Origin of the sequence: Arthrobacter sp. U41 (genome assembly GCF_001750145.1) — a bacterium.
GTDB lineage: Bacteria > Actinomycetota > Actinomycetes > Actinomycetales > Micrococcaceae > Arthrobacter.
Window position 1 is genome coordinate 547630 of record NZ_CP015732.1, and the last position, 13139, is coordinate 560768.

Sequence of the window (13139 nt, forward strand, 5' to 3'; positions counted from 1 at the left end):
CCCGGGCAGGCGGGACCTGCGCCTCCCGGTCCTGCGCCCCCGATCCTGGCCGGCCGGCCTCGGCTGGCGGGTTCCGCTCCCCCGGACGATTTGAGGCCGGGTGAAAGAATGTACGAGTGAACCCACATGATTCCCTGATTCCTTTGCTGGGCCGCGGCCCGGACCCGGAACAGCTCCGTCATGTGCGAACCATCGCCGCCCGCCAGGCCGTGCACGCACCCTGGCCCGGGTGGGCCCACCCCGATCTGGTGAACGCCTACGGTTCGCTCGGCATTCACGAGCCCTACCGCCACCAGATCCAGGCCGCCGACCTCGCCCACGCCGGCGAGCACGTCGTGATCGCCACGGGCACCGCCTCCGGAAAATCGCTGGCCTACCAGCTGCCGGCGCTGGACGCGATCCACCGCTCCGAACTGCGGGTCCTTGCCGATCCCGGCAAGATCCACGATGACGGCGCCGTCACCCTTTATCTGTCGCCCACCAAGGCCCTCGCTGCCGACCAGCTGGCTGCCATTCGGTCGCTGAAGCTCCCCACCGTCCGGGCCGAAACCTACGACGGCGACACCGACCCCGCTTCCCGCCGGTGGATCCGGGACCACGCGAACTTCATTCTCGCCAACCCGGACATGCTGCACTTCGGGATCCTCCCCAACCACGCGTGGTGGGCACGGTTCTTCCGCCGGCTGCGCTACGTGATCGTTGACGAGGCCCACAGCTACCGCGGCGTCTTCGGATCCCACGTGGCCAACCTGATGCGCCGGCTGCGCCGCATCTGCGCCTACTACAGCCCGGACGGGTCCGGGCCCGTGTTCATCGCCGCCTCGGCCACCGCGTCCGAGCCCGGGACCTCCTTCGGCAGGCTCATCGGCGCCCCGGTGCGTGCTGTATCCGAGGATTCCTCGCCGCACGGCTCCACGACCGTCGCGTTCTGGGAGCCTGCCCTGAGCGAGGTCCGCGGCGAGAACGGCGCCAAGGAGCGGCGCACGGCCGTGGCGGAAACCGCGGATCTGCTGGCCAACTTGGTGTCCTCGCGGGTGCGGACCATTGCGTTCATCAAGTCCCGGCGCGGCGCCGAGACCATTGCCTCCATCACCAAGCGCCTCCTCGACGAGGTTGATCCCAGCCTGCCGCAGCGGGTGGCGGCCTACCGATCGGGCTATCTGCCGGAGGAGCGCCGTGCCTTGGAGAAGGCGCTGCGCTCCGGTGAACTGCTGGGCGTTTCAAGCACCTCGGCCCTGGAACTGGGGATCGACATCTCCGGGCTCGACGCCGTTCTGGTCGCCGGCTGGCCAGGGACCCGCGCGTCGCTGTTCCAGCAAATCGGCCGGGCCGGACGGGCAGGGCAGGATGCCATTGCCGCCTTCGTCGCGAGCGATGACCCGCTCGACACCTACCTGGTGAACCATCCCGAGGCGATCTTCGACGTCTCGGTGGAGGCCACCGTCTTCGATCCCTCCAATCCCTATGTGCTCGGCCCGCACCTGTGCGCCGCCGCCGCCGAACTGCCCCTGGGGTCTGCCGAGCTGGACCTGTTCGGTGCCACGTCCGAGAAACTGCTGGACCAGCTGGTGGCCCAGGGATATCTGCGCCGGCGCCCCGCCGGGTGGTTCTGGACCCACCCGCAGAGCGCCGCGGCAATGGTGAACCTCAGGGCCGACGGCGGCGGGCCGGTCAGCATCGTGGATGCCGACACCGGGTCCCTGCTCGGGACCATGGATTCACCGCAGACCCATTACCAGGCCCACACGGGCGCCATCTACGTCCACCAGGGCGAGAGCTACGTGGTCGAGGACCTGAATGAAGATGATCATTGCGTGGTGGTGCGCCGGGCGAACCCGGACTACTACACCACCGCCCGGGACGTGACCCAGATCGAGGTGCTCGAAACGCAGCGCACCACCCAGTGGGGCGATGTGGCCGTGCATTTCGGGGACGTGAAAGTGACAACACAGGTGGTCTCCTTCCAGCGCAAGGCGCTCATTTCGAATGAGATCCTCGGTGAGGAACCGCTGCAGCTCGGTGCCCGGGACCTGTTCACCAAGGCGGTGTGGTTTGTCATGGACAACCGCTCGCTGACCGGCGCGGGGCTGATCGAGGCCCAATTCCCGGGTGCCTTGCATGCCGCGGAACATGCGGCGATCGGGCTCCTGCCCCTGGTTGCCTCCAGCGACCGCTGGGACATCGGCGGCGTGTCCACCGCCATCCACGCCGACACCGGAGTGCCGACCATCTTTGTGTACGACGGCCACCCCGGCGGGGCAGGCTTTGCGGAACGGGGCTACGACAAGGCCCGGGTCTGGCTCGCCGCCACGCGCGACGCGATCAAGGCCTGCGAATGCGAGTCCGGCTGCCCGTCCTGTGTGCAGTCGCCCAAGTGCGGCAACAAGAACAACCCCCTCGACAAGGACGCCGCCGTGACCCTCATCGACGTGCTGCTCAAGGATGCGACGGACCAGATGCGCGCCGGGCAGCCGGACCGCGGCGCGACACCGCTGCAGGCTACAACGCCGGTGTAGCCGCAGGCGTGGGCGCAGCCGCGGATGCGGATGCGGATGCGGATGCGGACGCGGACGCGGACGCTGCTGCTGCTGCTGCTGCCACCGGCTCACGGGGGCGGCCCTGCCCGGGCCAGCCCGGTGGCTCCGCCCACGGGTGTGCGGACCTCGAGCTCCGTGCGGACCTGGACCGTGCTGCCGGTGCCTTCCACGCAGCTGAGAACCCTGGCGTGGTTCCGGCGGGCGACGTCCGCGGCGACAGCGCAGGGTTCTCCAGGGGTGATTCCCCTGGCAGCATCCGCGGCTGCCAGGGCGGCCAGATCTGCCGCTGCCGCCGCACGGGTGGCCATCGCGGCCGACTGGGCCAGCAGCGCGATCAGGACCGCGGCGAGGACCACGAGCAGTCCCAGCCCCAGCGCCAGGACGGTTCCGGCGCCCCGCTCCGGGTCCTCCGGATCCTCGGGGTGCTCGGGGTGCTGGAGATGCCCGGGGTGTTCCGGGTGCCGGGGGTCCTCCCGGTGCACGCCTGGAGTGCCCTCGCGGGTCGGCGCCCGGTTCATGCCGCGAGACTCTGCAACTGGTGGCGCCAGGTCCAGGCAACCGGGGCCGCGGCTGTCGGTCCGGATGTTTCGCCGCGGGCCCAGGCTCGGGCCGAGAGAGTCCAGGGCAGAAGCGAGCCGACGGCGCCCGGGACCCTGGCCGAGACCGTCACGGTGAGCCATTCGCCCTCCGACGCCACCGCCGATGCCGCTGAGTCGCCCGCGAGCCGGCGGATGATCCCGTCTACGGCGCCTGCGTCCTCGCCCCGGGCCAGGGCGCGGGCGCCGGCCCGGGCGGCTTCCTCCAGCCGCAGCTGGGTGACTCCCGCCGCGGAGCCGGCCAGCAACAGGGCGAGCAGGAGCAGGACGGCGGGCAGCGCCACCGCGAATTCGGCGGTAACGGCCCCGCGGCTCGTTTCGGGGCGCACTCCCGGCCACCACCGGTTAGACACGGCCGCCCGCCGTGAAGCCGCTGCCCGTTTCGCTCCTCCAGCCGGCCATCCGCAGCTCATGGCAAGGCGAGCGCCGTGCGGATGAGGTCGAGCAGAAATCCCCGGACCTCGTCGCTGCGCATGATGAACACGAGGATGCCGGCGAAGCCCACCGCGGCGAGCGTGGCAATGGCGTACTCGGCGGTCGCCATTCCACTTTGGGAGCCAAACAGTGTTTTCCGATTTCGGGTCCGGAACGGTTCAGCGGCGCTTGCCCCCGGATAGATTTCGCGGATCTCACCGCGCTCCGTCGCGGGGTGGGCGTGCTTGGCCCTACGGGCGCCGGCTGGAGCAACGTGATGGACTGACATGGGTTTTCCTTTCCCTCGTTCCGGCGGCACCGCCGGCTGTTCTTAGACTCTTCCGGTCCGGGAGGCGGCATGTAAGGCGCTTATCCGGCCAAGTGGAAAACCGCCCCGCAACGCGGACTGTGGAGGAACGCTCCCCGGCACCCGCCTTCGGCCGCCCCGGGGGTCAGCCCGGCAGCATCGCCAGCAGCACCGGAACGACACCCAGGCAGATGAACGCCGGCAGAGAACACAGGCCCAGCGGCACCACAAGCTTCACGCCCAGGGCTGCGGCATGTTTCTCCGCGGACCGGAAGCGCTCGCGGCGCAGGCGTGCCGCCTGGGCGTACAGGATGGCTGAGGACGGGGCACCGGTGAGCGCGGCAAATCCCAGCGCATGGCGCAAGGCGAGCAGTCCTGGCGACCGGACATCGGAGCTGCGCCAGGCGGTGTCCCAGTCGGCGCCCATGGCGAGCGCGGCGACGACCGGCCGCAGCGGACCACGGACCTCCGGCGTTCCCAACTCGGCCACCAGCGCCAGGGCCCGGCCGAGTCCGGCTCCCGCCTCGAGCATCGCGCCGATAAGTTCCAGCATCATGGCCGCATCACCGAGCCCGGGCCCGCCGGCTTCCCCGGCCGGCCGGTGGCCGAATTTTGAGCGGCCCGAGTTCCCGGCGTCCGGGCCAGTCTGCAGCTGGCGTCGGAGCCTCCGCCTGGCCATGCCGCGGTCCGAAAACGCAGTCACGGCCGCGACCGCCAGAATCGAAAGCACCGCCAGACCTGCGGCGTCTGCTGTCATGGGTGAAGTCCCGCGGCCGCCCGGACCAGCCGTGCGGACCAGATCCGGCCTGCCGCGGTCAGGACCAGGCCTGCCGCGAGGGCCGCCACCCCCACGGGAGTTCCCAGCAGGACCTCGGCAGGGTCCACGCCCAGCAGCACGCCCAGGCCGAAGCCCAGGAACGGAAGCCAGGTCAGCAGCCGTACCGTCGCGCGGGGTCCGGCCAGCGCGGTCTGACGGGCGGCCTCGGCGTCGTCCTCGGCCTCAAGCTGGGCGGCGAAGCGGGTCAACACCTCTGCCAGCGGGCAGCCGCTGGCCTCGGCCACGTCAAAGCACGCGGCGAGCTGAAACCAGACGCGACGCTCACGCAGAACCTCGCCGGCGCCAGTGTCCCCGGTCGGTACCGGCCCTGTTCCGCCGGACACGGCCGCGCCTCCGGAACGGATGGCTGCCGCGACGGGTGACCCGCGCATCGCCGCGGCGCGTGCTGCAGCAAGCCTCCGCTCGGATTCCGGTGCCAGCGCCGGGATCCGGCCGGACGGTCTTCCCCCGGGCAGGGGTCCGGACGGATCGCCCACATGCAGGAGCCACAGCTCATCCCACAAGCGCGCGGGAGCGCGGCCGCCCTTCAGCAAAGCCGCCATCTGCTGCACGAGCAGGGTCATCGAAACTGCGGGCATGTTCCGGCGCCGCCACCCCGGCACCCTGCCAGGACCCGACGGGGAGCCGGCGGCCGGGACCTGCCGTGTTTCAGCCAGGGCCGCGCGGATCCGGTGGTGCCGGGCTGCTGGCGGCGAGAGCGCCAGGAACACTGCGAGCGCCAGGACGCCGATGAGGAGGGCGTTCACGCCGCGCCTCCGCCCGGGTCCAATCCGAGCCGGGCTGCCAACGGCGGCCAGGCCGGCCCGCATCGGATGTTTCCGCCGCGGACATCCAGCGCGGAGCCGACCACCAGACCCGCAGGGCTGTCCTCCAGGACACCGATGCAGGCCACGGTCCGCCCGCCGTTCGTCCTTTCCACGTGGACCACGGTGTCCAGGGCGCTGGCCGCCTGCAGCCGGACCGCGTCCTGCCCCATCCCGGCCAGTGCACCCAGGGCCGTCAATCTGGCCGGCACGTCGGCCGCGGTGTTGGCGTGGATGGTTCCGCCGCCTCCGCGATGGCCGGTATTCATGGCAGCGAGCAGCTCACGCACTTCGGCGCCCCGGCATTCCCCCACGACCAGCCGGTCCGGCCGCATCCTCAGCGATTGCCGCACGAGCTCGCCCAAATCCACGACCCCGCCACCTTCAAGATTTCCGTGCCGGGCCTCCAGCGAGACAACGTGCGGGTGAACCGGGTTCAGCTCCGCTGCGTCCTCAATCAGGACCAGCCGCTCGCCCGGGGAACACAGGCCGAGGAGCGTGGCCAGCAGTGTGGTCTTCCCCGATCCCGTGGCGCCGCTGATCAGGAAACTCAGACGGTGTTCCACCATTCGTTCCAGCACGGCCTGCACCCATGCCCCGAACATTCCGTTGCGCCTGAGCTCGTCCATCGAGAAAACCCGGTCACGCCGGATCCTGATGCTCAGCAGGGTCCCTGCCGTGGATATCGGCGGCAGGACAGCATGGACCCGGTAGCCGCCGTCGAGCCTGATATCGACACACGGTGAACCATCGTCCAGGCGCCGCCCTCCGGCTGCGACCAGCCGGGCCGCCAGCGCCCGGACCTGGGGTTCACCGGAGAACGCCACCGGGGCCCTCTCGAGCCCGTCGCCGCGGTCCAGCCAGACGGAGCCCGGGCCGTTGACGAAGATGTCCGTCACGGCCGGGTCCCGGACCAGCACCTGCAGCGGTCCGAGGCCGTTCAGTTCCGCGCTGATCCCCTCGACGGCGGCCAGGGCGCCGGCCGTCCCCAGCAGGCGTCCGCTCGCCCGGACGGCGGCTGCCACGCGCGACGGCGTCACCGGCCCGGCACCGGACATGACGGATTCGCGCACGGACTCCAGCAGCCGCGCGTCCACGGCGGCACGGGCCGGCGGCCGGTAGCGGGGGGCGCCAGGGATCCCATCGGCGTCCGGCGGCCCCGGCGCCGAATGGGCGCTCATCCGCTGGCTCCTGCACCGAAGTCCAGCACCCTTCCGGCGAACCGCCGCACGTTGCGCTGCCGTCCGGTATCCAGCAGCCGCCCGAGCTCTGTGGCCGCCGCGGCACGCCGGACGTCCGGCATCATTCCGGCCAGCGGCAAACCGACGGACTCGGCAATCAGCTCGGCGTCCAGCGCGGCCCCTGATTTGCCCCGCACCACGAGCACGGTCACCACCGCGGGAAGGTCCTGCAGGAGCCGGGCCGTTGCCACGGCCGCGCGCAGCAGCGCCGGCACAACAACGATCATCCGGTCGCAGTCCCAGGCGAAAGCCCGCAGGGCGTCCCGTCCCCGGCCAATGTCCACCAGGACGAGCTCGAAGCCGCGCCGGGCGGCGTCCAGCACTCCGGCCACGACCGCGTGGTCCACCCCGGCGTGGCGCTCCTTGTTGCCGGGCCAGGAAAGGAACGGGAATCCGCCGGCCAGCGGCAGGGAATCAGCGAGCTGGCGGGGATCGATCGTGCCGCTGGCGTCGGCCAGATCCGGCCAGCGGAGACCGGGCGTTTCCTCGGCGGCGAGCGCCAGCTCCAGGCCCCCGCCCCAGGGGTCGCCGTCGACCAGCAGGACACGCAGGCCCTCCCGGGAGGCAGCCTGGGCCAGCCAGACCGCAGCAGTACTGGCCCCCGCCCCGCCGCAGCCCCCGACAATCCCGAGAACCGTGCCGCCGGACGCCGGAGTCCGGGAGCGGCTGAGATACTCGGCGAGCCAGGACGCGGCATCGGGCAACACGGCGACCCGTTCGGCGCCGGTGGCGGCCGCCAGGTGCCACAGAGCTTCGGTGTCCCCATCGAGACCAACCAGGATGGCAGGCGAACGTCCCCGCGGCGGCAGCTCGGGGATGTCACTGCCGAGCAGCACCACCGACGCCGTGTCCCAGAACGGCGCCGCCTCCCTGACATTTCCAACGGTGTGCAGCTGACCGCCGGACGCCGCCACCACCCGTTCCACCTCACCGCGCAGCTCCTCGGATCCCGTCACCAGCAGCGTCTCCGCCGACCCGTCCGGCAGCCACGGCGCGGCGCCCGGGTCGGAGCCAGGCCCGGTGCCCGGCCCGGCGCCCGGCAGAAGACCGGATCGGGGAACGGGACCGGAAGGCGATAGCTGGTGCCTGCTCATGCGGCCACTCTTCCCGTCCCGGGAACCCGCCGTAACCCACGCCCGCCGGTATGTGGACAAGCCGGCGGCCAGGACCATGGGCAGGCCAGGTGAACAAGGAACTCCGCCCCGCAGGGCAGAATTGACGCTATGTACCTGCTGCTCGCCGCCCACGCCGACGGCGCAGCCCTCCAGGAACTCACGGCGGACGGCTCCCCGCACCCGGCCACACCGGTGCCGCGCATCGTCGGCGCCGCCGAACTGGCCGGCGTCGTGCGTGAATTCGAACAGCGGCGGCCGCGCTGGATCTGGCACCGCGCCCAGGACTGGTACCCCGCGCTGCTCGTCGCCGGGGTCGAGCTGGAACGCTGCTATGACCTGACCTTGTGCGGCGCGATCCTGGCGCATTCGGAGTTCACTGCCCACACCGCGTACGCGCAGAACGCGGAGAAGCTGACCCAGGACGATGAGCTGCAGCCGCCGCGGGCGCTGCAGCCGCCACCGCCGCCGGCCGACCAGGGCGCGCTGTTTGACGAACCCGGCACCCGCAAAAAGCCCCGCCACAGCCCCGAAGACCTCCGCACGGAATACGCCGCCCAGCAGGAGGCGCTCAGCCAGGCGGGAGGGCCCGGCGTCGAACACCACGGGGACAACCGCAAGCAGCGGCTCCAGCTGCTGCTTGCAGCCGAGTCCGCCGGCGCCATGATCGCGGCGGAAATGCAGCACACCGGGGTGCCCTGGCGTGAGGAACTGCATGAGCAGATCCTCGCGGACTATCTCGGCCCCCGGCCTCAAGTGGGGCACCGGCCGGCCAAACTGGAGGCGCTCACCGCCGAGCTGAGGCAGCTGCTGAATTCCCCGGCGCTGAATCCGGATTCACCCCAGGAGCTCATGCGCGCCCTGCACCGGAACGGCATCGAAGTGAAGACCACCCGGCAGTGGGAGCTGAAGGAATCCAGCCATCCGGCGATCGAGCCGCTGCTGGCGTTCAAGAAACTCTCCCGCCTGCACGCCGCCAACGGCTGGGTATGGCTGGATGCGTGGGTGAAAAACGGCCGGTTCCAGCCGGAATATGTGGTGGGCGGTGTGGTCTCCGGCCGCTGGGCTTCCCGCGGCGGCGGGGCGCTGCAGATCCCGCGCCAGATCCGTGGCGCCGTGCACGCCGACCCGGGATACAAGCTGATCGTCGCCGACGCCTCGCAGCTCGAGCCCCGGGTGCTCGTGGCACTGGCGCAGGATTCCAAGATGGCCGAGGCCGCACGCGACAAGGACCTCTACGCCGGCATCGCGGCGCAGGGTTTCGGCGGCGACCGCGCGAAGGCAAAGGTGGCACTGCTCGGAGCCATCTACGGGGCAACGACCGGCGAATCCGGGCGCCTGATGCCGCAGCTGACCCGGACCTATCCGCGGGCGGTCGGCTTCGTGGAACAGGCAGCCCGCGAGGGCGAGGCCGGCCGGACCGTCACGTCACGGCTGGGCCGCAGCAGTCCGCCGCCGTCCGAACGCTGGCTGCAGAGCCAGCAGTCGAGCAGCGCCGAGGAACAGCGCCGGGCCGATTCGATCGCCCGCTCGCGCGGCCGGTTCACCCGCAACTTCGTGGTGCAGGGATCCGCGGCCGACTGGGCGGCCTGCTGGCTGGCAGAACTGCGACGCCGGCTGCGGGCCCTGCGCGCGGACGGCACCCCCGCGGGGGAACTGGTCTTCTTCCTGCACGACGAAGTTATGGTCCACTGCCCCGAGGAAGCGGTACCCGACGGAATCCGGGCCATCGAGGAAGCCGCGAACGCCGCCAAGGAACTCCTGTTCGGCCGGATCCCGGTGGAATTCCCGGTGAGTATCGCCGTCGTGGACTCATACGACAACGCCAAATAGCACTCGCCGGTCGCGGGCCGTAACGTACCCGTCGGTAGCGTTGTGCGCCGCTTCTGACCGCAGTTACCCTCGAGAAGGCCGGTCATTCACCAGACATTTCGCCGGCCATGCAACGACGCATATTTTCGGAGAGGCAGCATATTGGCTGGCATTTTTGAGATCGACGAGGCCGGCGGGAAGAAGTACTTCTTCAAGCTGACGGCGCCGGACGGAACAGTGGTCGCCGTTTCACCGCTGTTCAACACCATCAAGGGCGCTGCCGCGGGCATCAAGGCCGTGCGGGAGAACGCAGCGACCGGGCTGGTCGTCGACAAGTCCCAGGGCCGCGGCAAGGCCGCGCCCCAGAAGGCCGCAGCCAGGCAGGCCCCCAGCTAGGTTCTTACAGCGGCGCACGCGGGGCCGGCGGCTGCGGCCCGGAGGTCCCGGCCTCAGCCGTCGAGCCGGCTCCAGGTATCGACGCTGAGCAGGCTGGTGCGGTCCCAGGGGACCGCCCATCCCAGCTGGTCGAAAAGCTGGCTCAGGATCATCCCGGTGAAGCCCCAGACCACCACGTCATTGACGGTAAAGGCAGGGCTTTGGAACGACTGCCCCGCACGGGTCACGGTGGCCATCACGCGGTTGTCCGGGTCCAGCAGGTCCCGGACCGGAACACGGAAGACCTGGGCGGACTCGCCGAAGTCCACCACCCGCACGGGTGACTGCGACGCCCACCAGCCCAGAACCGGCGTCACCAGGAAGTTTCCGCGGGGAAGTGCCAGTTCCGGCATCACGCCGAGGACCTCGACGCCGGCCGGATCCAGCCCGGTTTCCTCTTCTGCTTCCCGCAGGGCGGCGCCGATGACGGATTCGCCCGGGTCGATGCCGCCGCCGGGGAACGCGACCTGGCCCGGATGGTCATCCAGGGTATGGGCGCGCTGCAGCAGCAGAACATCCAGATCGGCCGGCGCCAGGAGTTTGATCGAGGTCGCCGGGACATCATCGAGGGAGCCGAAAAGCATCAGCACGGCCGCCCGGCGGATCCGCCCTCCGGACTCGACGGGGATTTCCCGCCAGCGCGGATCGGGCGGCGGCGCCGTTCCGGCCTCCACCGCGGCCACCAGATCGATGAGGTCCTGGCGGGCCGTCACAGCGGCCTCCGCTGGGATTCCATCCGGATTTCCGCTGCCCGGTGTGTCTCTGCGAGGAGCTTCGACAGCAGCTCCTCCTGCCCCGGTGCCAGTTCGTACTTCAGCAGCTTCTTCGCCTTCTCCGGCTCCGTCTCCCCCATCCCGTAGCTCGGGCACCAGTTCGCCACGGCGCAGGCGCCGCAGGCCGGTTTGCGGGAATGGCACACGCGCCTGCCGTGGAACACCACCCGGTGCGAGAGCAGGGTCCAGTCCCTGGGCTCGAACAGTTCCGCGACGTCGGCCTCGATCTTGACCGGGTCATCGGACTCCGTCCAGCCAAAGCGCTTCGAGAGCCGGGCAAAGTGCGTATCCACCGTGATCCCGGGAATGCCGAACGCGTTGCCCAGCACCACGTTCGCGGTCTTCCGCCCGACGCCGGGGAGCGTCACCAGGTCGGCCAGACGGCCCGGCACCTCGCCGTCGAACTCATCCACGAGCCGGTTGCACAGCGCCGTCAGGTTCCGGGTCTTGGCGCGGAAGAATCCGGTGGGCTTGATGATGGCCTCCAGCTCCGCCGGGTCCGCCTCCGCCATGCTCCGCGCGTCCGGGTAGCGGGCGAACAGCAGCGGCGTGATCTGGTTGACCGTCACGTCCGTGGTCTGTGCCGACAGCACCGTGGCCACCAGAAGTTCAAAGGGGCTGCGGAAATCGAGTTCCGCGTGCGCGTACGGATACTGCTCCGCCAGCGCCTTGTTGATCCGGCGGGCGCGCCGTTTCAGGCCCAGCAGGGTCTCCCCGGCCGCGCGCGGGCGGGGACTTCGGGTGCCGGGACCCGCGCCCTTGGTGCCGGGAGTGGCGCCGCCGGGCACTGGGTTACTGGACTCGATGGCCACGCGGCTGGCTAACCGCGTTCGATGTTGCTGAGGTCGCGGAGCAGGCCCACGCGGCCGTCGGTGTGCTGGACCAGGAACTCGTGTCCCCGGTCCTCAAGGGCGAGCACCCAGCCGCCGGGCTCGATCACGAAGGCCGGTGCGCCGCTGTGCTCGTCCACGGCGGTGCGCGGCTGGGCGACGGCGAACCAGAATGCCTCGTAGACAGGCTCGGCCGAGTGTTCCTCGGGGCGGCTTGCAGGGTCAACGGTGGCGCCGATCGGCTCCTGATGGCGCACCTGCGGGTTCACGGTGGTGGGGGCACTGTTACCCGCGGCTGCCGGAATGTCGGCGGCGCGGGTTTCCTCAGCCGCCGCAGCGGCCCGGGCCTGCGCGTCCGGAACCGTCACGCCGGCTGGGGTGTTCGCGGCAGGAGTGTTCGCAGCAGGGGTGTTCGCAGCAGGGGTGTTCGCGGCAGGAGGCACGACGGCGGCCGCCTGGGTCCGCTCGGCGGCCGACGGTGCCTCCGGTGCGGACGCGGCGGGCATGCGGCCCGTGACCCGGGTTTCCGGGGAGCTGGCGACCGGGGCGGGCGCGGCAGCCTGCGCCGGCGCTTTGGCGGCGGCCTGCGTCGACGCTGCGGGGCGAGCTGCGGCACCGGCTGCGGCACCCGCTGCTGCTCCCGCCGCTGAGGCTGAGGCTGCGCCGGCAGCCGGGGCCCCGGCGCCGGACTTCCCGCCGGAGGTCATCCGCTTCGCCCAGCCGGAGACCACGCTGGTGCCGGCGGCCTTCGGCGCATGCTCGTCCTTGTCTTCCGCCGGCGCCTTGGGGGCGCGGGGCTTGCGGACGGGGACCGCCGCCTCGCGGGCCACGACGTGGGCAGGGGCCTCTGCGCGGTCCAGGAAATCACCCGCGAAAAAGGGGATCAGGCGGCCCAGCACGGTGGCCGAGAGAAGCCCGAGGGCACCGGCGAGGCCCAGCAACATGCTGGGGACGTAGGCGCCCGCGACGGCAAGGAAGAAGAACGCGACAGCGAAGGACGCCACCACGGAGCCGAACTGGTCCACCGACAGGGAACCGATCCGGATCTTCGTCCCGGGGCTGAGCCGGCGCGCCACGAACAGGGCGGCAACGACCACCGGCAGCAGGATCCCGAGGCCCAGGAAGAACAGGCTGCCCAGGTTCCACAGGTTGTAGCGGACGGCAAACATCGGGATCAGCGAGGCAGCAAAGAGAATCAGCGTCGAGCCGAAGACAGTGAGGTCGCGGATGGTGAAGGGCCCGAGGACCGCCTCGTTCTTCTTGCCGGCCGCCTTGCTGTTTGCCTTGTCCACCGTGAAACGGGGTGCTTCCCCGTAGCCGGCAGACCGGTCCGCCCCGCCGTTGCCCTGACTTTGGGCGGACGGCTTCAGCTGCCCGTTTGCGTGCTCGTTCATTCGGTTCTCCTTAGCATGGCGGCACTCTGGACAGCACCGTCTAACGG

13 protein-coding genes are annotated in these 13139 nt (G+C 70.9%); 3 read left to right on the top strand and 10 right to left on the bottom strand.

What is annotated here, in order from left to right:
• Window positions 1-116: 116 nt before the first annotated feature.
• Window positions 117-2516: a DEAD/DEAH box helicase gene (locus tag ASPU41_RS02620; RefSeq protein WP_069949603.1), complete on the top strand. Its 2400-nt coding sequence runs from the start codon at window positions 117-119 to the stop codon at window positions 2514-2516.
• Window positions 2517-2605: 89 nt separating this feature from the next.
• On the opposite strand, the gene ASPU41_RS02625 is transcribed toward ASPU41_RS02620, so the two are convergent.
• From ASPU41_RS02625 to ssd, 7 genes are all read right to left on the bottom strand, one after another.
• On the bottom strand, window positions 2606-3055 hold the full coding sequence (locus ASPU41_RS02625; RefSeq protein ID WP_083266316.1) for an Rv3654c family TadE-like protein: 450 nt from the start codon (window positions 3053-3055) through the stop codon (window positions 2606-2608).
• Window positions 3052-3462, bottom strand: coding sequence for a TadE family type IV pilus minor pilin (locus tag ASPU41_RS02630; RefSeq protein ID WP_231941146.1), 411 nt, complete (start codon window positions 3460-3462; stop codon window positions 3052-3054). Before ASPU41_RS02630 ends, ASPU41_RS02625 begins: the two co-directional genes overlap by 4 nt.
• 80 nt (window positions 3463-3542) lie before the next feature.
• A complete protein-coding gene (locus ASPU41_RS02635; RefSeq protein ID WP_442856233.1) occupies window positions 3543-3866 on the bottom strand; it encodes a DUF4244 domain-containing protein in 324 nt (107 codons plus the stop codon).
• A 133-nt stretch (window positions 3867-3999) separates the two neighbouring features.
• Complete coding sequence (locus ASPU41_RS02640) at window positions 4000-4611, bottom strand: type II secretion system F family protein (RefSeq protein ID WP_069949606.1); 612 nt, start codon at window positions 4609-4611, stop codon at window positions 4000-4002.
• Complete coding sequence (locus ASPU41_RS02645) at window positions 4608-5438, bottom strand: type II secretion system F family protein (protein ID WP_069952427.1); 831 nt, start codon at window positions 5436-5438, stop codon at window positions 4608-4610. Before ASPU41_RS02645 ends, ASPU41_RS02640 begins: the two co-directional genes overlap by 4 nt.
• Window positions 5435-6676 (bottom strand): TadA family conjugal transfer-associated ATPase, encoded by a 1242-nt coding sequence (locus ASPU41_RS02650; protein WP_157356910.1) that lies wholly within the window; start codon window positions 6674-6676, stop codon window positions 5435-5437. The genes ASPU41_RS02645 and ASPU41_RS02650 overlap by 4 nt, the downstream gene beginning before the upstream one ends.
• Window positions 6673-7830: a septum site-determining protein Ssd gene (gene ssd / locus ASPU41_RS02655; protein ID WP_083266318.1), complete on the bottom strand. Its 1158-nt coding sequence runs from the start codon at window positions 7828-7830 to the stop codon at window positions 6673-6675. The genes ASPU41_RS02650 and ssd overlap by 4 nt, the downstream gene beginning before the upstream one ends.
• A gap of 129 nt (window positions 7831-7959) precedes the next feature.
• On the opposite strand from ssd, the gene ASPU41_RS02660 reads away from it, so the two are divergent.
• Together ASPU41_RS02660 and ASPU41_RS02665 are read left to right on the top strand one after the other, a co-directional pair.
• The gene (locus tag ASPU41_RS02660; RefSeq protein ID WP_069949607.1) at window positions 7960-9681 is read left to right on the top strand and encodes a bifunctional 3'-5' exonuclease/DNA polymerase; all 1722 of its coding nucleotides are present in this window, start codon (window positions 7960-7962) and stop codon (window positions 9679-9681) included.
• Between the two features lie 141 nt (window positions 9682-9822).
• Complete coding sequence (locus ASPU41_RS02665) at window positions 9823-10056, top strand: YegP family protein (protein ID WP_069949608.1); 234 nt, start codon at window positions 9823-9825, stop codon at window positions 10054-10056.
• A gap of 53 nt (window positions 10057-10109) precedes the next feature.
• On the opposite strand, the gene ASPU41_RS02670 is transcribed toward ASPU41_RS02665, so the two are convergent.
• The 3 genes from ASPU41_RS02670 to ASPU41_RS02680 all read right to left on the bottom strand — a co-directional run bounded on the left by ASPU41_RS02670 (window position 10110) and on the right by ASPU41_RS02680 (window position 13092).
• Window positions 10110-10808 carry an NUDIX hydrolase gene (locus tag ASPU41_RS02670; protein ID WP_069949609.1) on the bottom strand — a complete coding sequence of 233 codons (699 nt, stop codon included), beginning with the start codon at window positions 10806-10808 and terminating at the stop codon, window positions 10110-10112.
• The gene (gene nth, locus ASPU41_RS02675; protein ID WP_069952428.1) at window positions 10805-11575 is read right to left on the bottom strand and encodes an endonuclease III; all 771 of its coding nucleotides are present in this window, start codon (window positions 11573-11575) and stop codon (window positions 10805-10807) included. Before nth ends, ASPU41_RS02670 begins: the two co-directional genes overlap by 4 nt.
• A 113-nt stretch (window positions 11576-11688) precedes the next feature.
• Entirely contained in the window at window positions 11689-13092 is a 1404-nt protein-coding gene (locus tag ASPU41_RS02680) for a hypothetical protein (protein WP_069949610.1), read from the bottom strand.
• Window positions 13093-13139: the final 47 nt, after the last annotated feature.

Excerpts from the sequence above, each read along its gene's own strand:
- ASPU41_RS02625 (WP_083266316.1), bottom strand. The coding sequence starts at position 3,055 with ATGAACCGGGCGCCGACCCGCGAGGGCACTCCAGGCGTGCACCGGGAG.
- ASPU41_RS02640 (WP_069949606.1), bottom strand. The coding sequence starts at position 4,611 with ATGACAGCAGACGCCGCAGGTCTGGCGGTGCTTTCGATTCTGGCGGTC.
- ASPU41_RS02650 (WP_157356910.1), bottom strand. The coding sequence starts at position 6,676 with ATGAGCGCCCATTCGGCGCCGGGGCCGCCGGACGCCGATGGGATCCCT.
- ssd (WP_083266318.1), bottom strand. The coding sequence starts at position 7,830 with ATGAGCAGGCACCAGCTATCGCCTTCCGGTCCCGTTCCCCGATCCGGT.
- ASPU41_RS02660 (WP_069949607.1), top strand. The coding sequence starts at position 7,960 with ATGTACCTGCTGCTCGCCGCCCACGCCGACGGCGCAGCCCTCCAGGAA.
- ASPU41_RS02680 (WP_069949610.1), bottom strand. The coding sequence starts at position 13,092 with ATGAACGAGCACGCAAACGGGCAGCTGAAGCCGTCCGCCCAAAGTCAG.